The sequence below is a fragment of the Paenibacillus xylanexedens genome, assembly GCF_001908275.1.
GTDB classification, from domain to species: Bacteria; Bacillota; Bacilli; order Paenibacillales; family Paenibacillaceae; genus Paenibacillus; species Paenibacillus xylanexedens_A.
Window position 1 is genome coordinate 4,825,810 of sequence record NZ_CP018620.1, and the last position, 22,061, is coordinate 4,847,870.

Here is a 22,061-nt window from a genome sequence, read left to right on the forward strand (position 1 = left end):
ATCTTATAAACAAGCTGCAATAATCAGTGCGCCCACGATATGTAAAGCGCCAGAGAACAACCCGTATCCTGTCTTCCCTTGCTGAATTCCCGTATCCAGATCCAGATTGGCCCATTTGCGAATCATAAAGTGTACAACACTCTCCAGAATCAACAAAATGATAAAGGATACAACGGAGACCAACAATGCTTCTCCAAGATGACCAGCCGTAGAAATGGACGTAGCGAGTACATACCCTTGTGCAAATAATTTCATCACCATACGTGTGGTTACTGCCATATTGCCAGCCTTAACTTCAGCAAAATCCTTATATTTCGTGAACAGTGAATCTACATACATCAAGACAAACAGCAAAACCGAACCAGAACCGGTCCAGACCAGCATCGCTAAAATATTCAAATCCATTTACACAGCCCCCACATATCAACATGAACCGCATTTAAAAGCGAAGGAGAAATACTCTTCTCCTCCGCTGGTTAACCCTGCTGACAACCAAGGTATTAGTTCTTATTATCGTACTGTTTCATCAATGCTGCGAGTTCGTCTTCAACAGCCTGATCTTTACCCAACTTCTCGAACTCTTCATCCAAAGACTTGCCTTTGGAAGACATTTCGTTGCTTGCTTCTGCCTGTGCTTCCATCTGCATCATTTTCTCTTCCATACGCTTCATACCAGCACTTGCAGTATCAGAGCCAAACCCATTCAACGCTTTGTTGATTTCCGTTTGGGCTTTTGCTGCATTGTAGCGGGCTACCAGTGTTTCGCGTTTGTTCTTCATTTGAGTCAGTTGCTTACGCATCTCGTCGAGCTTGCCACGCAGGTTATCTGCAGAAGCCTTGTTTTGGTCATAGCTGGTTTTGTACTCAGCCATCTTCTCTTCAGCAGCCTTTTTCTCTTCCAGAGCACGTCGAGCCAAATCCAGATTCTGAGCACGTGCCGCCGTATGCGCCTGCTCTTCACGTTTCTTTACAAGTGCTTCCTGCTCTTCGAATAACTGCTTGAACTTCTTCTCAATGGCGATCTGTTGAGCTACTGCTTTCTCCGCATCTTCCAGATCCTCTTGCATGTCACGGATATATTGGTCCGTCATCTTGATTGGATCTTCCGCCTTGTCAATAATGGCGTTAACGTTAGACATTGTTAAATCACGCAATCGTTTGAAAATGGACATTATGTTATTCCTCCTAGTCGATATTACATCGTATATAAACATACATACGTAACAATCTACAACTCGTTTCAATTTTAGCAAATAAAATCAAAACAAGCGATTGCTCTTTATGTTAGGAAGATCGTTTATCGTTGTTCAGATGATCCTCCATCAGCCTCTCTGCAGTCTGCACGATTTCGTCGATCTGCATCCGCGTGATGGAATCAAAATGGATACCCATGATCACCGTAACGGTTACTTTCAGCTGCAGGGCAGCCTTTCGGGCAAGTCGCTCACACAGCTCTTGTTCCTTATGCCCAGGAATATGTACCGTCGTCCCGCTTACGCGCTCATGATCCACGTAGAACGTGGCTACGGCGCCAGTATGCGCCTTTCCTCCGGTAACGAGAAAAACCTTATCCTCTCCTGCTTCAATCACCTGTAAACGTATGGATTTCAAATCATATGTACTCATATCCTATCCACCTATCCTTTTCTATATGTTATATATGGAGGAATTATGGCTGTCATAAGCTAAATCCGCAATGAAACTTCTCACACTACGCATATTTTATGGAACCCCCGGGCATACCAAGGAGAACGTCATTTTGGAAAAGGAGGCCGTTATTATGCGCGTACGCCTCATTATGCTGATGGTTATCGTTATTTTTCTCGGGGGATATCATGCTCCAGTTTCATCGCGGGATGTTTCAAACCCGTCAATTGAATCAGTATCAGGTTCGGATTCTGCTGAAGAAGAACAACTGACATTGGGACAGTTACGTCAAAAATATGCCGATACGTTCAAAACCAATGGTCCTTCAACAAAGAAGGTTGCACTGACTTTTGATGATGTACCTGATCCACGGTTTACTCCACAAGTGCTGGATGTATTGAAGAAATACAATGTCAGAGCTACATTCTTCATCGTGGGTAGTCGTGCTGAGAAACATCCGGATCTGGTGAAACGCATCGTTAAGGAAGGGCATATGGTTGGTAATCACAGCTACAATCATCCTGAATTCAGTAAGCTGTCGATGAATGCCTTTCGCAAACAAATTTTACATACCGGGGATATTATTCGACGTTTGGCGGGATATACGCCCAAGATGATTCGGCCGCCTTATGGAGACATTAATGAAGAACAGCTGCGATGGGCTGCCAGACAACACTATAGCATTGTGAACTGGAACGTAGACTCCCTGGACTGGAAAGGCCTTTCAAAGGAACAGGTGAAAGATAACATCCTGTCTGCCGTGAAACCTGGCTCCATCGTTCTGCAACATGCTGGAGGCGGTGTAGGATCAAATCTGAACGGTACGATTGAGGCTTTGCCTGAAGTCATTGAGGAACTACGTAATCGGGGATATGAACTGGTCACCTTGGACGAAATGCTGGGATTGCCAAAGGCCAAAGATTAGGATGACCGTGATAACAAATAATGAGAATATTAAAAGGGTGCTGTTCAATCGCGAATTAGCGACTGGCAGACACCCTGTTTGAATTCATTTTAAATGTTATTTTCTCTCTACTTCAGAATATACAGTTCGATATCCTGAAATCCAAATGAGCTTACGGACTGTTTGCTACCCGGGATAAAGATATCAATCCGGTGACCTTTGATTGCACCGCCCACATCACGTGCTGTGGCTACAAAAGCTTGTTTTGGCAATCCTGGATGGCTATGACCAGTTACCAGTACTTTGGTTCCAAGTGGAATTACACTTGGATCAACTGCAATTGTGCCCAGTTCAAGGTCATTTCCGAAATAATCGACTGCACCCCATCCTCCATTTTCAGACGGATCTGCAGAGTATGCCGTTGCTTTTACGTTCACAGCTTTGCTGTAATCGAATGTCTTACCCCAGGCTTGAACCACTTTGTTATCTGCGTTAACGTCCAAGCTCGCTGTAGTAACAGTCTTCGCTTGGGTCTTGCTCTCCGTTGCCGCAGCGGCTGCTACATTGTTTGCCTTACCGGGAATCGTAATTTTCAAACCACCATAAATGTTGTAAGCCGAAATGTCGTTGTTTGCTTTAACCAACGTGTTGAGTGCTACTCCATAATGTTTTGATAAGGTGTAGAAGGTATCCCCTTCTTTGGCCACATGAACTGAATCGGCGTGAGCCGGAACGGCTTGAATGAGCATTGCTGTTGTCAATAATGCTACTGCTGTTTTGGCTATACGTTTCTTGTTAATCATGGTCTTCCTCCCTCATTGTGCCTGCGAAGTTAGTTGTCGGATTCGGATGAGGAGCCCACCCTATAGGTTCTTCATTACATTTAAAACGTTATGTACCCCTAATTCACCCCAAGCAGTGTGCTGTAGATCTTCCCCCTGCACAATCTGCATCGTTACATCCCCCGCACTCCCTGTCCGGAAGTTTCGGCAGAGTTCAATATATCACAATATTGTAACCTGAACTTGTAGTAATTCTTACCAAATGGTTTTCAACGTGTCATTATATGTAAGAATACTGCATACTTTAGAATTGTTGGACGACCCGATTCCTTTACATCTGGTAACAGAATAGTTACTTTTCAAATCTATAAGTGATTAATGCGTGCAAAAAAATAGCGTTACCGACTCGAAGTCAGTAACGCTATTTGATCACTTCGTTTAGAGTACTTTCGCAAGAAAATCACGTGTACGTGAATTTTTTGGAGCTCCAAACACCTCATCAGGTGTTCCCTCTTCCACAATAACCCCGCCATCCATGAACAGGATCCGGTCTCCCACTTCACGTGCAAAACCCATCTCATGTGTTACGATGACCATCGTCATCCCGCCTTCTGCAAGACGTTTCATGACATCCAGCACTTCGCCAACCATCTCGGGGTCCAGTGCCGAAGTAGGCTCGTCAAACAGCATCACATGCGGCTGCATGGCCAATGCTCTAGCAATGGCGATCCGCTGCTTCTGTCCACCGGACAGCTGATTCGGGAATGTATCTTTTTTATCGTACAAGCCTACGGTGTTAAGCAGATCAGCGGCAATTTTCTCCGCTTCCTGAGTGGATAGTTTCTTTACTTTAATCGGAGCAATCGTAATGTTTTGCTCTACAGTTTTGTGTGGGAACAGGTTGAAGTGCTGGAACACCATGCCCATTTTCTCACGAGTTGCGTTAATGTTATGCTTGGGGTCCGTGATTGACACGCCTTCAAAATCAATCTCTCCTGAGGTAGGCTGTTCCAGCAGATTCAGACAACGCAAGAAAGTACTTTTACCTGAACCGGAAGGACCGATGACCACGACAACCTCACCTTTGCCAATCGTCACGTTAATGCCCTTAAGCACATCGTTATTTCCATAAGATTTGTGTAATTGTCTAACGTCTATCACTTGCACTCAACTTCCTTTCCAGTCGTCCCAGCAGCTTGGACAAAATGAACGTCATTACAAAGTAGATGGCTGCTGCAATCAAAAATGGACTCAAGCCTTGGTACGTAATGTTTTTGACTACACTTGCCTGATACATAATATCCACCATACCGATAACGGAAATAATGGAGGATTCTTTGATGATAGTTATGAATTCATTACCGATCGCTGGTAATACAGCTTTGAAGGCTTGTGGCAATATAATGTAACGCATTGCTGCACCTCTTCCCATTCCGAGGGAACGCGCTGCCTCCAACTGACCACGATCCACACCTTGGATACCTGCACGGAAAATCTCCGCCAGATACGCACCACTATTGATTGAAAGTGTAATGATACCTGCCTGAAGTGCAGTGAAGTTAATGCCAAAGCTCAGGGAAAAACCATAGTAAATAATCATCAATTGTACCAGCATCGGTGTGCCACGGATCACTTCAACGTAAGCAGTACCGATCCAGCGCAAGATTGCAGCGTCATGCAAACGGAACAAACAGATGATCAATCCAATAATTACCCCGAAGATAACCCCAAGTGCAGACAACAGAAGTGTGTATCCTACACCTGTAGCATAGAAACTTTTGTACTCCCAGAATACTTGGAAAATATTTTGTGATTTGTTCGCTTTATCCGCCATCAAAAGGCTGGCGTCCGTCACCATCTGATTGATTTTATCTTCACTTTTCAGCCGCTCCAGTGTTCCATTTACTGCAGCTAGTAGTTCGGTATTACCTTTACGAATCCCGATTGCCGCTTCTGCTTGCTCTTCGTCCGGAACAGCAGCAGCAAGCCCAATGATATCGTCCAGATAACCTGCAGCAACGGTATCTTCAACGATTGCCGCGTCAATGCGTTTTGTTTGCAGTTGAAGCACGATATCCGAGATTTTATCCAGCGCAGTAAGCTTCGCTCCTGGAATACTCTGTCCGATCGTTTCCTGAATGGAGCCTTTCTGAACGCCAATCTTCGCATTTTCAAGTTCTGCCATGGTTGGATATTTGTCTTTATCCACATTGCGAACCATAATCACTTGTTTTGATTTATAATAGGTGTCGGAAAAATCGATACTTTTCTTCCGCTCATCCGTCGGCGTCATACCAGAAATCACCAGATCAACTCGCCCGCTCTGCAATGAAGGCAGAAGACCGTCGAAGCCCATATCCTCAATCACAAGCTCAGCGCCAAGATCTTTGGCAATCTCTTTGGCGATCTCAATATCGAAGCCGACGATTTCATCTTTGCCATTAATCACTTTATGGAATTCATATGGTGCAAAATCGGCACTTGTACCGAGCACCAGCTTTTTACTGCTTGAATTATCTGTAGTTCCACTTGCAAATGCCACAGGAACGGCAGTCGTCAGCAGAATAACAAAGGTCAACAGCATCATGGTGTAACGAGTTATTAATTTCAACCTTGTTCTCTCCCCTTACAATACTTTGTATGCTTCTCATGTTGATGACTGAGTCATTATAAAGTACAATGCATGATTATGCAATGCATTTTGACATTACAAATCTTGACTTGTTTCTGAAAAATTGAAGCAAACATGATATAATCAATGAATTATTTTCATTTTTGCATAAGGAGTTTACTAATGACATTTAACAAATCACAGATACTGACGGTTATTGATCAATATGCTTCCCGTTTTAAAGCCATTTCATCATATATCGGTGCCAATCCCGAACTGGGAAATGAAGAGTTCCTTGCTTCTGCTCGTCTAAAAGAAGAACTGGTCTACCACGGTTTCACTGTAGAGGCTCCAATCCTTGGACTGGAGACAGCCTTTATCGGAACCTATTCAGCCGCCAAACCCGGCCCTACCATTGCTTTATTGTGTGAATATGACGCCTTGCCGGAGATCGGTCACGCTTGTGGTCACCATCTGATCTGTATGATGAGTCTTGGAGCTGCTGTTGGGCTGAAATCCATTCTGGATGAAGTAGGTGGAACCATTAAAGTGTTTGGTACCCCTGCTGAAGAGACACGTGGTGCCAAAGTACCGATGGCGGAAGCAGGTTTGTTCGATGACTGTGATGTCGCTCTCATGGCGCATCCGTATTATGCCTACGAAAAGTCCGGCAGCTCACTGGCTATTGATGCTGTGCAATTTGAATTCCATGGCCGATCTTCACATGCTGCTGCAAGTCCGCACGAAGGTATTAATGCTCTTGATGCCGTCATTCAAACGTTTAACGGAATCAACGCATTCCGGCAACAAGTGAAAAGCACCGTTCGGATTCATGGTGTGATCAACAACGGAGGTCAGGCAGCAAATATCATTCCTGACTATGCTTCTGCGCAATTTTATGTACGTGCAGCAACTCGCAAAGAATTGAATATCCTCACAGAACGTGTGATTCAGATCGCTGAAGGCTCTGCTTTGCAGACAGGTTGCAAGCTCGTGACATCCAACTATGAAACGTCCTATGATGAGATGGTTACCAATGAAGCATTCTCAGCTGCGTTTAGTCAGAATCTGATGGAACTCGGCATCCCGCAAGAAGAGATTGTAAGTGGTAATGATCATGGCTCCATGGACATCGGTAATGTTTCCCTGAAATGCCCTGCAATCCATCCCTACATTCGTGTTGTAGACGAGGTGCATACCCTGCACTCCATAGCCTTCCGTGACCTTGCATTACAGGAGCGCGCGCTGGATGGCATGATTCTGGGAGCAAAGGCACTTGCTACAACAGCCTATGACGTACTGAGCCAGCCAGAGCTGCTTCAAACCATCCGCACGGAGTTCGAGCAAGCTATTCGCTAAAATTCACTTTCAACATGTTATATAGGGGTGCCCTGAACAATCTTGAATTCCAAGCTGTTCAGGGCACCCTTTTTCTAAATTAGCAGTAAGTATAATCAGCACAAAGCTGGAAATGCTGTGAAAGAAACCTTTGAAAACAATGAAAATAATACATTTTATTACAGTAAATGTGATTCGTTTGCTGGCTAACTTGGTTAATTATAACTATAAGTGCGTGTTCAAAAAGACTGGTTTTCATAACTTATCCTAGATTCAGGAGGTGCTGTCATGCTGCTTGAAGCCATGTATCATGTTCCTCGTGACAAATGGGCTTATGCTTATAATTCGTCTACCATACATCTGCGCGTACGAACCAAACGTAATGATGTGCAATACGTGACTGCACTGACCGGAGATAAGTACGATTGGAATGGAACATACAAGGAAATTCAATTGGAGAAGGCTGCTTCGGATAACATGTTTGATTATTGGGAAGCTGCCGTCAAGCCACAGTTCAAACGTCTCACCTATATATTTCGGATAACTGCTGGTTCAGAAGATGTGTTTCTAGCGGATAATGGAATTCATTATGAGACCCCCTATCCAACTGGAGGATATTATGAGTTCTCGTATATACATGAAATTGATGTGTTTAAAGTGCCCGAGTGGGCCAAAGAAGCCGTCTTTTATCAGATCATGACGGAACGGTTTGCTAATGGAGATCCCAAGCTGAATCCAAAAGAAACGCATGACTGGGGTGGCAAACCTGAGTTGGACAATTATTTTGGTGGAGATCTGCAAGGTGTGCTGGATCATCTGTATGACCTAACTGAACTTGGCGTGAACGCCATTTACTTTACCCCGTTATTCCAGGCCAATTCCTACCACAAATACGACACGATTGATTATAAAAAAGTCGACCCCCATTTCGGTGATAATGCCCTGCTTAAACAATTGACAGAAGAATGTCATCGCCTGGGTATAAGTGTCATGCTTGACGCGGTGTTTAACCATTGCAGCGAAGACTTCCCTCCTTTTCAAGACGTTCTCCAGAATGGAAAAAACTCTAAGTATGCCGATTGGTTCCACATCAATGAATATCCGGTTCAGATCAAGGATGGTATACCAACCTACGATACATTTGGGTTCTACGGCAACATGCCCAAGTTCAATACAGCCAACCCTGAGGTTAAGGCATATCTACTTGATGTAGCAGAGTACTGGATTAAGGAAATTAAGCTGGATGGGTGGCGTCTGGATGTAGCAAATGAGGTGGACAACCATTTCTGGCGTGATTTTCGCAAGGTTGTGAAGGCAGCGAATCCTGAAGCCTATATTGTTGGTGAAGTATGGAGCGACTCCTTGACCTGGCTCATGGGGGATCAATTTGATTCCGTCATGAATTATCCTTTTGCCGACAAAGTGCTTCAGTTCTTCTGTGGATCAATGGATGGTTATAACTTTGCCAACGAGATGGGTTCACTGATTATGCGCTATCCGCAACAAACCAACGAAGTGATCTTTAATATGCTGTGCAGCCACGATACCCCACGACTGCTCACCCGGTTAGGAGAAGACAAACGCCGTTTAAAATTGTCGGTTGTATTTCTTTTCACCTATATCGGTACACCTTGTATCTTCTACGGCGACGAAGTTGGGATTAGTGGTGATGCTGACCCGGATTGTCGAAAATGTATGGAATGGGACCCGGACAAGCAAGACAGAGAATTGTATGATTTCTATCGTCTGATGATTGATTTACGCAAAAGCAATGAAGCCCTGCGCAAAGGACGCTTCCGATTCCTCAAGGCGGATCACAATGATCCCTGTATCGTGTACGAGCGTGTGGATGACAACCTTCACTTTACCGTATGGATGAACAATACACCTCAAGATCGAACACTTTCTCATCCCATGGAAACAAAAGACTGGAAAGATGCATTAACTGAAGAGCCTGTGTTTCCAGCCGATGGAATGATGAACATTAAGCTTGACCCCTATGGGTATCGCATTTTGTACAGACAGCTTGATCCGGCAACTATCCAACACAACTGAGGTTTAAATTCTAAACAGTCATATAAAAGAAAAGAAAAACACTTCCACCGTCTCAGATGATACTTCATTCTGAACTTTGGAAGTGTTTTTTTGGATGAGAAAAAGCCACAGCATCATATGCTGTGACTCATTCAAGACTACATCAATTTACAGGGTCAAGTGTGATCCGACGATAAATATCCATATATTCTTCAGCTGAGACATTCCAGCTGTATTCTCCGCCCATTGCATTTTTCACAATTTTCTTCCAGTGTTCTGGCTGTTTGTAGATCTCCTCAGCACGCCGAATGGTACTCATCATGTCATGTGCGTTAAAGCTTGTGAATGAGAAACCATTCCCTTCTCCAGTAAACTCATTGTATGCCTGCACAGTGTCGTTCAGACCGCCTGTTTCCCTTACGAGAGGCACACTACCGTACCGCAGAGCCAGTAGCTGACTAATACCACACGGTTCGAATCTGGACGGCATCAGGAAGATATCACTGCCTGCATAAAACCGACGGGATAATCCGTCGTTGAACTTGATCTGTGCAGACATTTTAAGTGGATAACGATTCGCGGCTTCACGGAACCAATGTTCATAGGACTGCTCCCCTGTTCCAAGTACAGCGAATTGAATGTCATCATAATACAACAATTCATCCAGGATACGGCAGACCAAGTCAAGTCCTTTGGAATCCACAAGCCTTGTGACCATGACCATAAGAGGTACATCAGGACGAACAGGAAGTCCAAGTTCCTTTTGCAGCTCAATTTTGTTTTCCGTTTTCTTGGACAGACTTGTTCTGTATTTCACCGGGATCTTGGTGTCTGTAGCCGGGTTGTAGCTCTTGGTATCAATGCCATTTACAATCCCGCTGAATCGATCTCCAAGTGAACTAAGCAGTCCGTCCAGACCGTATCCGTAATAAGATGTTTTCACTTCCTGTGCGTAAGTTGGACTAACGGTTGTTACATGGTCAGCGTAGACAATTCCAGCCTTCAAGAAATTGACGTTACCGTAATATTCGGCTCCATCCACGGTGAAATATCGATCGTCCAGCTCAAGGATATCACTGAATAACTCATGCGGGAATACCCCTTGGTACAACAAGTTATGTATGGTGAATACCGTACGAATATCACTGTAGAATGAATCATGTCTGTAATGGGCTTCAAGCACCAAAGGAATCATTCCTGCATGCCAGTCATGACTGTGCAACACGTCAGGCTTGAACTCAATCTGTGGCAATACTTCGAGCACTGCACGGTTGAAGAAGGCGAAACGCTCGCCATCATCCATATAACCGTACACTCCATCACGCCCAAAATAATACTCATTATCCACAAAATAGACTGGAATCCCATCATGAACCAGCATTTCTATTCCACAATAGGGTCTGCGCCAGCCAAGAGGCACATCCGTTGTAATTACGGGCTGTAACGCGTCTTTATACTCATCGGGAATCCCCTTGTACTTAGGCATAATCACCCGCACATCTGCCCCGCTCTTCTTCAAAGCAAACGGGAGAGCACCGATTACGTCAGCAAGGCCTCCTGTTTTGATAAATGGATGTACTTCAGCAGCAGCAAATAGAATATTCATGCCTTTGTCCTCCTCTTCGGTTTGAGCGTGTTGCTTTCATTGTTATTCTTCGTTTTTGAACTGACGGAAGTTATACTCGCAGGTGATTCATCCGTTTTCCGACGTGTGTTCTTTTTTAGAATCACGATGCTAAGCGGAGGCAATACCAATTCGAGACTATGCGGATGCCCATGAAAAGGAATCTTTTCGGTAGGCAGTTGCATATCATTAGTAATGCCTGAACCGCCGTAAACGGAATGGTCACTGTTCAGTACTTCGGTATACATACCGGGACGCATGACACCAATCCGGTAACGCTCCCGCTTGACCGGCTGAAAGTTAATGAGCACAAGGAGTGTATCCGCAGGTTTTTTTCCTTTGCGTACGTATGAAATGACACTCTGGTCCTGATCATCCGGAGTGATCCATTCATAACCGTCTAGGGAATGATCAAGCTCCCACAAAGCTTTTTCACTCAAGTACAGGTTAGACAGCTCGCGCTCAAACTTATGCAAATTGCGGTGACTGTCATAATCCAGCAAGAACCAATCCAGTTGATCCTCATCTTTCCATTCAATGAACTGGCCAAAGTCTCCACCCATAAACAACAGCTTTTTCCCTGGGAAAGTCATAAAATAGCCCAGAAAAGCACGCATGCCGGCAAATTTCTGCTCATAGGTTCCTGGCATCTTGTCGAGGAGCGACTTTTTGCCATGAACAACCTCGTCATGTGACAGAGGTAGCACATAATTTTCAGCAAAGGAGTATACGACCGGGAAAGTCAGCAAATGATGTTTGGAAGGACGCTCATGAAAATCAGATTCCATGTAATCAAGCGTATCGTTCATCCAGCCCATGTTCCATTTGTAGTTGAAACCCAGACCCCCTTCATCTACAGGTAAAGTCACCATTGGCCATGCACTGGATTCTTCAGCCATCATCAATGCATAAGGGAAATACTTGAATACTGTCTCATTCAGCTGCTGCAAAAAGGCTACAGCTTCCTTGTTCTCAAGACCACCTTCATCATTGGTACGATATTGTCCTGGCTGCTTCTCAAAATCAAGCCGAAGCATACTCGTAACCGCATCAACACGGAGTCCGTCAAAATGATACATCTCCATCCAATATAATGCATTGGAGATCAGAAATGAACGAATCTCAGGTTTCGAGTAGTCAAAGCTAAGTGTACCCCAGCCTGGCTTCTCTGCTAACATCGGATCTGCATACTCATACAAAGGCGTACCATCAAACATACGCAACCCATGAGCGTCTTTGGCAAAATGTGCAGGTACCCAATCCAGCAATACGCCAATCCCAGCCTGATGTAGTGTATCCACTAGATACATCAGATCTTTTGGATGCCCATAACGACTGGTTGGCGCATAAAACCCTGTGTTTTGATAGCCCCACGAAAGGTCATATGGATGCTCACTGAGGGGCATCATTTCAACATGTGTATATTTCATTTCTAATAAGTAAGGAACAAGCAAATCAGCCATCTCGCGATAACTATAGAGGCTTCCGTCTTCTTTGCGCTTCCAGGTTCCCATGTGCATTTCGTAAATATGTAGAGGTTTGTTATACATGGCACGTTGTTTGCGTCTCCAGGCTCCATCATTCCATTTGTACCCTTCGATTGAACTGGTGACAGAGGCTGTCTGAGGTCGAACCTCTGCTTGAAACGCATATGGGTCCGCTTTGAGCAATTCTGTTCCATCTTCCGTTAATATACGGAACTTGTATAAAGTTCCTTCGCTAATTTCCGGAAAAAAACGACTCCAAAATCCTGATTCGGGTATCTTATATAAAGGTTCCTTTTCGCCTTTCCATTCATTGCGGTCCAGAGCCAGTCCTACTTCTACGGCATTTGGTGCCCACACGGTAAAGCGATACCCCTGAAGGCCATCGCAAGTCTCAGGCTGCGCGCCCAACATTCGATAACTGTGATGAAGATTACCTTCATGAAATAAATAAATATGCTCCGGCAATATGTCCGGGTGTGCTAACGGTTGAATGGCCAAGAGATCACCTTCTTCTCAAGAAAATAGATATAACAGTAACCATTACCCCATTCTAGCCAAGTTGAAAAGAAAAATGCGGTGAATTAGAAAATGTTGTACATTTTCAGAATTTTTACAGTAACAATCGTTTCATTTGCTCTACTTTGCGTTAATGATGTACTACAATGCACAATATTTTGGGAGGGAAACGATTATGTTTAATAAAGATTGCATCGCTATGCTGTTGGCGGGAGGAGAAGGGAAGCGATTAGCCCCTTTAACCTCGAGTATCGCAAAACCCGCTGTACCGTTTGGCGGGCACTACCGGATCATCGATTTTCCTCTCAGTAACTGCGTAAACTCAGGGATCGATACTGTAGGAGTATTGACGCAGTACCAAGCGGAATCTTTACACGATCACATCGGTGGAGGAGAACCATGGGGACATGGCAACTCAAGTGAGGCAGGAATCTCCTTGCTTCCATCTTATCATACAGGAAATGACGAATACTTGGGAACGGCGGATGCTATTTATAAAAATATTGACTATATTGATCAACAAAACCCCGAAAATGTTCTAATTTTGTCGGGTGACCATATTTATCATATGAACTATCGTGATATGTTGGAGGCTCATCAAGCCAATAATGCCGCAGCAACGATTTCAGTTATGGAAGTCCCTTGGGATGAAGCACATCGCTTTGGGATCATGGCTGCCGATGCTGATTTGCGTGTAACCGAGTTTGCCGAGAAACCGGCTGAGCCAAAAAGTAATCTGGCTTCAATGGGCATTTACATGTTCAAATGGGATTATCTGAAACGCCATCTCTTGCAAGATGCCGCTAACCCTGAATCCAGCCATGACTTCGGTAAAGATGTTATTCCTCAAATGTTGAACGAAAATAATCCCCTCTTTGTCTATAACTTTAATGGTTATTGGAAAGACGTAGGTACGGTTAAGAGCCTATGGGATGCACATATGGATCTGTTACACAACGAGGAAGACTGGAGTCTGCAAAAAGAAAACTGGCCGATGTTTACTCGCGACTGGCGCTCCAAACCAAGTGCTTACAAAGCAAGACATACAAAGATCGAACATGTTACTTCCATGATTCACGACTCTTGTGCAATTGAAGGTCGTTCAGAACGTTCCGTTATCTTCTGCGGTGCTGAAGTGGGTAAAGGCTCTGAGGTTAAAGACAGTGTCGTTATGCCTAACGCACGCATAGGCCGTGGGGTTCACATCGAACGCGCCATCATCGGTGAAGGTGCAATAATTAAGGATGGTGCAATCGTTAAAGGTACGGCGGATGAAATTGTGGTCGTTGGACCTAACGAGATCGTATCTGCCAAACCGGCAGTCCGTACGCAACCTGTTCGTATGTTGAAAGAAGTATATGAGAAAAGTGGGCGCCTGCGCGCTGGTGAACTTTCTTCATAATGAAGTAAACATAATATGTAAAAGGCGAGCCTCAGATGGCTCGCCTTTTTTTGTGTTGATATGGATGTTATAAAGCGTACATGCTCGATCATCAGGTAGAAAAATCTCTTATCTTTTAAAACCTTAAGACTTTTCTAGATCCGATTTAGCATCGCTTGCTGTTCGCTCTTCTGTGACTTCAGCATCACCAGACTGGGTGACAGACTCCTCTGTCCCCATCTCCTCAGCCACAGCCGGTAACGTGACCGTAACCAATGTACCCGAACCAAGTTCACTCTGCATTGTGATGGTTCCCTCATGTAGTTCTACCAGTTCTTGCGTAATCGCAAGTCCCAGTCCCGTTCCTCCATTTTGATGATTTACCTGGAAGAAGCGGTCCCGTACTTTGATTAGGTGTTCTTCACTAATTCCGATACCGGTGTCCTGAACAGCTGCAATAATCTGACCATTCTCCTCTTTGACGGACAAGAAGATCCAGGAATTCTCATGTGAAAATTTGATCGCATTATCCACAACATTCAGGAAGACTTGTTTCAGTCTGTTACCGTCTCCATGGACATTATAAGCACGAGTCTCGTCCGTTTCCAACTTGAGATGGACCTGTTTTTGTTCCGCTTTGGCCCAGACATTCAACATCGTTTCCTGTACAATTTCACGAATGTTGACCGTTCCTTTGACCAGCTTCATCTGATTCTGCTGCAATTTGGAGAAATCCAGCATCTCTTCAACAAGTCCAATCAGTCGTTCGGTTTCCTTGGAGATAATACCCATACCGATACGGGTTTCTTCCGGATCATAACCGCCTGAATCCAGTGTCTCGCTCCAGCCTTTGATACTGGTCAGAGGTGTTCTTAATTCATGTGAGATCGAAGAGATAAAATCATCCTTGATCTGATTACTCCGCACAATCTCATGTGCCATGAAGTTAAGTGTTGATGCCAATTCGCCCAGTTCGTGCTTATAATTCCCCTTAACCCTGACATCCAGCCGCCCTCTGGCCATTTGGGCAGATACTGCGGTGATGTTGTTAATTGGACGTACAATGGAATTCGCCATACCAATACTGATGATCAACACTATAGCAAGCACTCCAACACCGACGGCAGCGGCGAGTAGTCCCATATTCAACAGCTTTGAATTCACATCTTCAAGTGATGTCAGATATCGAATAACATAAGTATTTTCGCCGCCCAGATCAAACTTGTGTGAAACGGCCATGACGGATTCTCCAGTACCTGGTTGTCTTCCAATCCAGCGTCCCATATCCCCATTCAGAGCCTGCATAATATCACTGGTTTGCAGCACAGCACGGTCAGATTCGAAAGCAGTTGAACTCGCCAATACGCGCCCGTTCAGATCCAAAATTTCCAATTCAGTATTGGACAATGCCAAGTTCACAAGGAGTCTGGATAGATTATTGCCATCCTCTGTAGTATTTTCACGGGCAATCGGCTCGAAAAAATCCTTTGAATTAGAAATGTGGGTACTAATCGTATTGTAGATACTTTCATAATAATACCTTTGTACTGCCAACATAAATACGAATTCGACCAACAGCAGAGCGAGAAAAACTACAAAGAAATAATGTAGTACGATCTGCCGTGTAATGCCTTTTTTAATCATTGTTCCCGGCCCTTCCATTTGTACCCGTGACCCCATACTGTCTGCAGGTATTCGGGCTCGGAAGGATTGTTCTCAATTTTTTGACGCAGACGACGAATGTTTACATCCACAATTTTTGGATCACCCATGTACTCTTTTCCCCATACGTGATCTAACAACACATCGCGACTGAGCGGTGTATTTTCTTTTTCCAGGAAAAACTGAATCAGGGAAAATTCCGTTGGAGTTAATTCAATCGCTTCATTCTGTTTTTTGAATTGCTTCGAGATCAGGTCCAGTGAAAATGGCCCGGACTGGAACGTAACCTTTGCCGCGGTTTCCCGATGCACGTTCACTCGACGTAATAAAGACTGAATACGCGCAATCAACTCGGTAGGGCTGAAAGGCTTGCTGACGTGATCATCTGCACCAACGGAGAGTGCGTACACTTTATCCTGTTCCTGAACTTTCGCGGTCAAAAAGATAATGCCCAGACGTTCATTGGTTTCACGGATCCGTCGACACACCTCGAATCCATCAATACCTGGTACCATGACATCCAGCAGAGCCAGATCAATATCCGGTACTGTCTGCAGTATGCGAAGCGCTTCATGACCGTCACCCGCTTCAAGCACTTCGAACCCGTTTCTCTTTAAATTAATCACTATAAAACTGCGGATGGATTCTTCATCCTCAAGAATAAGTACTTTACTCATTAAGTTCTCCCTTTCTATTCAGCTGAGAAGTATTGCTCAGTGCATCTTTACCCGCCTCTGATTGTGCTACTCGTGAAGCAATAACCCGATCTTTGGTACGCGTAATTTCCTTCCAGCTTTTACCCTTCTCCTGTTCCCACTTGGAAAGGGTGAAATATTTGATCTCTGCCACGGTTTCGTCCGTATCAATCATTTTAAATCGAATATATTTTTCCTTTTCCGATTTGGTATCAATAGTGATCTTACCGTACCACTCTGGTTTGAGATTTAGATGAAATAAATCAGCATCATCCCGGAATTGGAACGAGACAAATTTCTTGCTGTCTTTGCCATCCCACTGATAATAGGTGTAAAACCACAACCGAGAGTCAAATACGTAATGCTCCCAACCTTTTGGAGTCTCTTTAAGTCCAAACTCAATAATACCATCATTATCAACATCACCGCTTAAAATTTTGTCATCTCTATACGTTTGATCCGGTGATTTGAAAGCATTGACTAACTTGTTATCTTTAACATACATAATTTGCGAGAAGGAACTCCGATCATCCAGCTCGGCATCCAGTACAATGCCCATCTGTCCTTTGGCGATCTCTCCGCCCAGAGCATTATAAACTTCTTTAACGGTATAATCGGTCTGCACCCGATCAACTTCCTTGAAGCTGCCATCTTCGTACTGGTATAACGCAATCGTTGCAAAACCGCTGTTGTTCAGCGAAATGATAACAAAATCACTTTTACCATCTCCGCTCAAATCCAGCGTGTTCCCCTGCGCATCATCAATGATATATTGATTATACGGAACACCACCCAAGACCTGCTCCAGTGCCCCGCCCTTGTAGGAATATGCAGTCAGGGCCTTCTGCTCCTGCAGACTCACACCAAGAATAATATCGGGATTTCCGTCATTCGTAATATCCAATACTTTAAAGGATTGCAGCTCATTTCCCGGCACATCAAATGTAAGTTTTTTAACCCATGTGCCTCCCTGCTCTTCCAAAATCATGCCATGGATTCGCACATTCTCATTTGGTGTCTCATAAAAAACAATCGCTTCCCGAGTTCCATCCCCGTTCAGGTCTTCCACCCGAATCATGCTGGTATTATTCATATCCTTGGGACGAATCAATGTACTCTCTGGCGGCAGTTTAACCTGAACCACGTTGTACAGTTTCTCCTTATCGGTGGACATCATTGGTTTTCTCATCAAACCCTTGGGGTCACTTATGACTGTGCATCCGCTTAGAACAGAACCAAGCATAATCGCCATAGTTCCTGCTGCTACAAAGCGTCCCCACCGTGAATTAAACAATCTCATCACTCTTTTCAATAGTTTAAATCTGGTTTTTTTCTTGCTGTGTCAGTCTTCGACCACGAATATCAAAAGCAATCTTGCCTTCTGCCAATCCCCAGATCCGTGTGGCATGTTTCTCAGCAAGTTCAATAGGCAGTACTGCAATGACTGTTGCACGTTCTTCTTCACATAATTTGCGCAGCGTTTCCAGCACCGAATCTGCTGTGTGAGGGTCAAGACCAATCACTGGTTCATCAGCCAAAACGACTTTGGCACCATGAGCAAGTGCTCTTGCAATAGCAACACGCTGCTTCTCGCCACCACTGAGCTTCTCTGCTATTTGATGTGCTTTATCAAGTAATCCCAATCCTTCGAGATAATCCATAGCACCCATATAATCATCGGAACGTACCATACCGGTTACCATTCTCCATACGGGAGTCTGACCCGATCGTCCGATTAATACATTTTTAAGAGCCGTACGTCTAGGAAATAATTCTGGATTTTGTTCCAAGTATGCCCATTCCCGTTTGATTTTCCGTTTTCCGGACCAACCTTCTTTCAAAATCTCGGCGCCATCCACCGTAAACCGGCCGGAATCCCATTTTTCCATCATGGCCAAACATTTAAGCAACATGCTTTTACCACTACCGCTTGAGCCAACTACAGCTATCATTTCACCCTGTTGCATATCAAATCGAATATCCCGTAGAACGGGAACGCGGTCCACGCCAACGGATTTACTCAAGTTCTCTACTCTGATCATCGCGATGTCTCCTCTTGTCCATGTTTTTCCCTACCACTAGTGTACTCGGAAATGGACATCAATTTCCATGCGAACACCAGCTTCTATTTTAACACAGATTCGAACTCAGTTTTACGACGAAATAATATACCTGCCAAGCCGAAAAGAAGGTACAGGATTCCGAGCAAGGTGAACATGCTTCCGGGTGAAATCCAGTTGATCATCTGACCACCCAGATTCGGTCCAATAATACTTCCAATCGTGAAATGAAAGGAAGCCACAACGTTGGCTGCAGGCAGCAACACTTTAGGTAAAATATCTGCGGCATAGGCCAGGCCCAGTGAGAAAAATGAACCGACCAGACCACCTGCGATTGTTAACAATACAAGCGTCCACCAAAAATGTGTACCTGCGACTGGAACTAGCATGAAGATGATTCCTCCACTGATGCCCGCAAACATCAATATCTTCTTACGCCCATATCGGTCACTTAACATTCCGAGAGGCAATTGAAGGAACAAACCTCCAATCCCGATAAAAGGAAGCAACGACGAAATCTGATTGGTATCGAATCCAATACGCAACCTATACACGGGGAAGTTACTATTCATACCCGCTTCCATATATCCGTATAAGAGTGCTGGTAACAGTGCATACCAGGCCCATGCCAGACTACGACGGAAGCGACGTTCCGGCAGTAGGCCATGCTCTGCTTTTTCCGGTTTTGTATCCGGAAGCTTCATTAATACCAGTATAAGCACTGCTGCTATACAGATGAACAAGACCCAGAAAGGGACAGCATCACCAAAGCCAAGCAGCTTAATTCCCAGCGGACCAATACTGAATCCCAGACCGTAGGACATACCATAGAGTGATATGTAGCGTCCACGTTTTTCAGGTGCAGTGACAAGTAGCACCCAGAGCTGAGCCGCATAATGAAGTGCGCTGTCTCCTATTCCAACGATCAGACGCAATATGAACCATATTTTAATATCTGGTAAATACGGAAATAGTATTAAAGGGACCATGACTAATATCAGGCCACCTACAATCAACTTTTTGAACCCGAATGCTCCCAATAACCGTTCCGCTACGAGAGTCATGGCAAAAGAGCCAATGTACAACGCGGCGGCATTTAATCCGTTTAAACCTGGTGAAACCCCTTTTTGCTCCAAAAAAATCGAAAGCACAGGCAGCAAAAGCCCCTGACTTATTCCCGCCACCACAATAACCGTAATCAAAATGAGATAGTTGGCTGTCGAGTGTGATAGTTTGGGACGAATAATCGATGACACGAATTCATTCCTCCTGCGAGCACACAAAGAAAAATCGCCATCGCTGACGACTTTTGTATGGTATACATATGGTTTTAAACTGCTATTCAAAGATCAGGGCTTTGCCCCGGACTTGAACATTATAGTGGACAACGCCCTGCAAAACAAGCCATAATAGAGGTTGTTCAAAAAGTTCACTTTTGATTACGAATCATGCCTAGTGGCATCATCAGCTTCGAAGATGGAAACCAGACTTTTTGAACACGCACTAATCGTACTTAAGTCGCTGCGTACATTTAGATGTGACGGGAGGATTCTGCAACAATATGGCTTATCATGTGAAAATTGATGTTTCACCGATATATGAAATGCTCAACAGCTTTCTGGTTTATGTCACGAAAAAATGGATTCAGCATCTGGATATTGGTCCTGAATGGATTCTGGAAGTGGAAGGCAAACTAAGTTCCAATGTACGAGCTGCGCTCGCACCTGCTGCCACTTGGCCTTTTGATGATTTTGATGTTTTGTTTGCATGGGCAGCCTATCAAAATGATACATCGGAGAATCGTGATTTCCTGGACATGCTTGCCGGAATGACAGCGGAAGACTTGTTTGCGCGTGTGTCTCCTATTCTGCCCGCTCTTACAATAGAAGAATCTACGCGCATTCGGAACAGTTATGTCCCATTATTGCGACTATGGGATGAACACTACTGTCAGAATATGAGCGAAGATCAGCGTGTGTGGCTTGAAGAAGATGCCGAAGAAAAACGCATTTTGCTTGATAAAATGGGCTCTGAACTGCTTATTGAATATGCTACAGCCGGTGTTCTTGTTGAACCGATGCCTGGACTGAACGAAGTCATCCTCTTCCCAACGGTGCACAATCGTCCTATTAATATGTACTGCTTCTATGAGGGGATGATGATCATGCAGTATCCCGTAGATGCACCTGAAGAGAACGAAGACCAGCCACCAACATGCCTTTTACGTTTTACCCATGCGCTGGCTGATCCCGAAAGACTTCGCTTGCTTCGTTACGTATCGGATGAACCCAAATCCCTCGCTGAGATGTGTGAAGAATTGGGTAAAGACGAAGACACGGTCAAAGACCAGGTTATGGCGCTACGCATCGCAGGTCTGCTACGGACCCATCTGCTCGGAAGTAACCGTAAAGAGAAATACAGCATTCGGCCGGATGGCGTATCTGAATTGAATATGTTCCTGGAATCCTATATTCGTATATAATTTAGTTGAACCATTGTGGATTTACTGGCTACAAGGAGTGAGTTAGATCATGAAAATAATGAAACAACATATTTTGTTTGACCTTGATGATACACTCGTATATTGCAACAAATACTTCAACCTGATTTTGGGAGAATTCTTTGAGAATATGCAAGAGTGGTTTGATGGACATTCTCTGACAACACAAGAGATTCGGGAAAAACAGCTGGAGATCGATGTAACCGGAGTGAACAAGCTTGGTTTTGCGAGTCATCATTTCCCGCAATCCCTGATTGATACCTATCGTTATTTCTCCGGCAAGTTCGCCAGATTAACCTCTCCCAGAGAAGAGTCTTATCTGAGTAAATTGGGTATGAGTGTGTACGATCAGGAGGTTGAACCCTACCCTCATATGGTTGAAACGCTTGAGAACCTCAAAGGTGCCGGACATTCCCTCTACTTATATACCGGCGGCGAAACCGTGATTCAGCAGCGCAAGATTGATCAGATGAAACTCTCGGCTTATTTTGATGATCGGATCTATATCCGACAACACAAAAACGTCGAGGCACTGGAAGGCATTCTGTCTAATGGTCCGTTTGATCGTCGTGCAACTTGGATGATTGGCAACTCACTACGCACAGATATTATGCCTGCGGTAAAAGCCGGAATTCACAGCATTTATATCAAACAACCGAATGAATGGCAATACAACATCGTAGAACTTCAGCCTAATCCGGAAACGTCGATGTATACCATCACTGCACTGGAAGAGGTACCAAAAGTCATACACGAAAATATACAACAGCAGCAACAGAAAAGGACCCTTGGATAAGGGTCCTTTTGCTGTATGTTAACT

General features: G+C 44.4%; 19 protein-coding genes and 1 riboswitch. Of the genes, 6 read left to right on the forward strand and 13 right to left on the reverse strand.

Annotated elements, in window-relative coordinates; genetic code table 11:
* Positions 1 to 3: 3 nt before the first annotated feature.
* From BS614_RS21055 to lpdD, 3 genes are all read right to left on the reverse strand, one after another.
* Positions 4 to 405, reverse strand: coding sequence for a DUF350 domain-containing protein (locus tag BS614_RS21055; protein WP_036613690.1), 402 nt, complete (start codon positions 403 to 405; stop codon positions 4 to 6).
* 95 nt (positions 406 to 500) lie between these two features.
* On the reverse strand, positions 501 to 1,172 hold the full coding sequence (locus BS614_RS21060; protein WP_074095448.1) for a PspA/IM30 family protein: 672 nt from the start codon (positions 1,170 to 1,172) through the stop codon (positions 501 to 503).
* A gap of 112 nt (positions 1,173 to 1,284) precedes the next feature.
* Positions 1,285 to 1,626 carry a prenylated flavin chaperone LpdD gene (lpdD, locus tag BS614_RS21065; protein WP_074095449.1) on the reverse strand — a complete coding sequence of 114 codons (342 nt, stop codon included), beginning with the start codon at positions 1,624 to 1,626 and terminating at the stop codon, positions 1,285 to 1,287.
* A gap of 154 nt (positions 1,627 to 1,780) precedes the next feature.
* Here lpdD and BS614_RS21070 point away from each other — a divergent pair, with 154 nt between their 5' ends.
* On the forward strand, positions 1,781 to 2,572 hold the full coding sequence (locus tag BS614_RS21070) for a polysaccharide deacetylase family protein (protein WP_074095450.1): 792 nt from the start codon (positions 1,781 to 1,783) through the stop codon (positions 2,570 to 2,572).
* Between the two features lie 107 nt (positions 2,573 to 2,679).
* On the opposite strand, the gene BS614_RS21075 is transcribed toward BS614_RS21070, so the two are convergent.
* From BS614_RS21075 to BS614_RS21085, 3 genes are all read right to left on the reverse strand, one after another.
* The gene (locus BS614_RS21075; RefSeq protein WP_074095451.1) at positions 2,680 to 3,354 is read right to left on the reverse strand and encodes a 3D domain-containing protein; all 675 of its coding nucleotides are present in this window, start codon (positions 3,352 to 3,354) and stop codon (positions 2,680 to 2,682) included.
* A 2-nt stretch (positions 3,355 to 3,356) separates the two neighbouring features.
* Positions 3,357 to 3,553, reverse strand: a riboswitch (cyclic di-AMP (ydaO/yuaA leader).
* A 218-nt stretch (positions 3,554 to 3,771) separates the two neighbouring features.
* A complete protein-coding gene (locus tag BS614_RS21080; protein ID WP_210436945.1) occupies positions 3,772 to 4,494 on the reverse strand; it encodes an amino acid ABC transporter ATP-binding protein in 723 nt (240 codons plus the stop codon).
* Positions 4,481 to 5,944, reverse strand: a complete 1,464-nt coding sequence (locus BS614_RS21085) for an ABC transporter substrate-binding protein/permease (protein ID WP_074095453.1) — start codon at positions 5,942 to 5,944, stop codon at positions 4,481 to 4,483. The genes BS614_RS21080 and BS614_RS21085 overlap by 14 nt, the downstream gene beginning before the upstream one ends.
* A gap of 183 nt (positions 5,945 to 6,127) precedes the next feature.
* Between BS614_RS21085 and BS614_RS21090 the strand changes: the two genes are divergently transcribed.
* Both BS614_RS21090 and BS614_RS21095 read left to right on the forward strand, forming a co-directional pair.
* Positions 6,128 to 7,303, forward strand: a complete 1,176-nt coding sequence (locus BS614_RS21090; protein ID WP_074095454.1) for a M20 family metallopeptidase — start codon at positions 6,128 to 6,130, stop codon at positions 7,301 to 7,303.
* Between the two features lie 267 nt (positions 7,304 to 7,570).
* Positions 7,571 to 9,337, forward strand: coding sequence for an alpha-glycosidase (locus tag BS614_RS21095; RefSeq protein ID WP_074095455.1), 1,767 nt, complete (start codon positions 7,571 to 7,573; stop codon positions 9,335 to 9,337).
* 142 nt (positions 9,338 to 9,479) lie between these two features.
* Here BS614_RS21095 and glgA read toward each other — a convergent pair whose 3' ends face one another.
* Together glgA and glgB are read right to left on the reverse strand one after the other, a co-directional pair.
* Positions 9,480 to 10,922, reverse strand: a complete 1,443-nt coding sequence (gene glgA / locus BS614_RS21100) for a glycogen synthase GlgA (protein ID WP_074095456.1) — start codon at positions 10,920 to 10,922, stop codon at positions 9,480 to 9,482.
* Positions 10,919 to 12,838: a 1,4-alpha-glucan branching protein GlgB gene (glgB, locus tag BS614_RS21105; protein WP_244898350.1), complete on the reverse strand. Its 1,920-nt coding sequence runs from the start codon at positions 12,836 to 12,838 to the stop codon at positions 10,919 to 10,921. Before glgB ends, glgA begins: the two co-directional genes overlap by 4 nt.
* A gap of 280 nt (positions 12,839 to 13,118) precedes the next feature.
* Between glgB and BS614_RS21110 the strand changes: the two genes are divergently transcribed.
* The gene (locus tag BS614_RS21110; protein WP_074095458.1) at positions 13,119 to 14,345 is read left to right on the forward strand and encodes a glucose-1-phosphate adenylyltransferase; all 1,227 of its coding nucleotides are present in this window, start codon (positions 13,119 to 13,121) and stop codon (positions 14,343 to 14,345) included.
* A gap of 123 nt (positions 14,346 to 14,468) precedes the next feature.
* On the opposite strand, the gene BS614_RS21115 is transcribed toward BS614_RS21110, so the two are convergent.
* The 5 genes from BS614_RS21115 to BS614_RS21135 all read right to left on the reverse strand — a co-directional run bounded on the left by BS614_RS21115 (position 14,469) and on the right by BS614_RS21135 (position 19,997).
* A complete protein-coding gene (locus tag BS614_RS21115) occupies positions 14,469 to 15,968 on the reverse strand; it encodes a sensor histidine kinase (protein ID WP_074095459.1) in 1,500 nt (499 codons plus the stop codon).
* The gene (locus BS614_RS21120; protein WP_017688086.1) at positions 15,965 to 16,663 is read right to left on the reverse strand and encodes a response regulator transcription factor; all 699 of its coding nucleotides are present in this window, start codon (positions 16,661 to 16,663) and stop codon (positions 15,965 to 15,967) included. The genes BS614_RS21115 and BS614_RS21120 overlap by 4 nt, the downstream gene beginning before the upstream one ends.
* Positions 16,656 to 17,975 (reverse strand): hypothetical protein, encoded by a 1,320-nt coding sequence (locus BS614_RS21125; RefSeq protein ID WP_143781232.1) that lies wholly within the window; start codon positions 17,973 to 17,975, stop codon positions 16,656 to 16,658. Before BS614_RS21125 ends, BS614_RS21120 begins: the two co-directional genes overlap by 8 nt.
* Before the next feature lie 22 nt (positions 17,976 to 17,997).
* Positions 17,998 to 18,723 (reverse strand): phosphonate ABC transporter ATP-binding protein, encoded by a 726-nt coding sequence (locus tag BS614_RS21130; protein WP_036613671.1) that lies wholly within the window; start codon positions 18,721 to 18,723, stop codon positions 17,998 to 18,000.
* An 83-nt stretch (positions 18,724 to 18,806) separates the two neighbouring features.
* Positions 18,807 to 19,997, reverse strand: a complete 1,191-nt coding sequence (locus BS614_RS21135) for an MFS transporter (RefSeq protein WP_074095460.1) — start codon at positions 19,995 to 19,997, stop codon at positions 18,807 to 18,809.
* Positions 19,998 to 20,302: 305 nt separating this feature from the next.
* Here BS614_RS21135 and BS614_RS21140 point away from each other — a divergent pair, with 305 nt between their 5' ends.
* The gene (locus BS614_RS21140; protein WP_074095461.1) at positions 20,303 to 21,223 is read left to right on the forward strand and encodes an ArsR/SmtB family transcription factor; all 921 of its coding nucleotides are present in this window, start codon (positions 20,303 to 20,305) and stop codon (positions 21,221 to 21,223) included.
* A 49-nt stretch (positions 21,224 to 21,272) separates the two neighbouring features.
* On the forward strand, positions 21,273 to 22,037 hold the full coding sequence (locus BS614_RS21145; protein ID WP_036613669.1) for an HAD family hydrolase: 765 nt from the start codon (positions 21,273 to 21,275) through the stop codon (positions 22,035 to 22,037).
* Positions 22,038 to 22,061 lie beyond the last annotated feature (24 nt).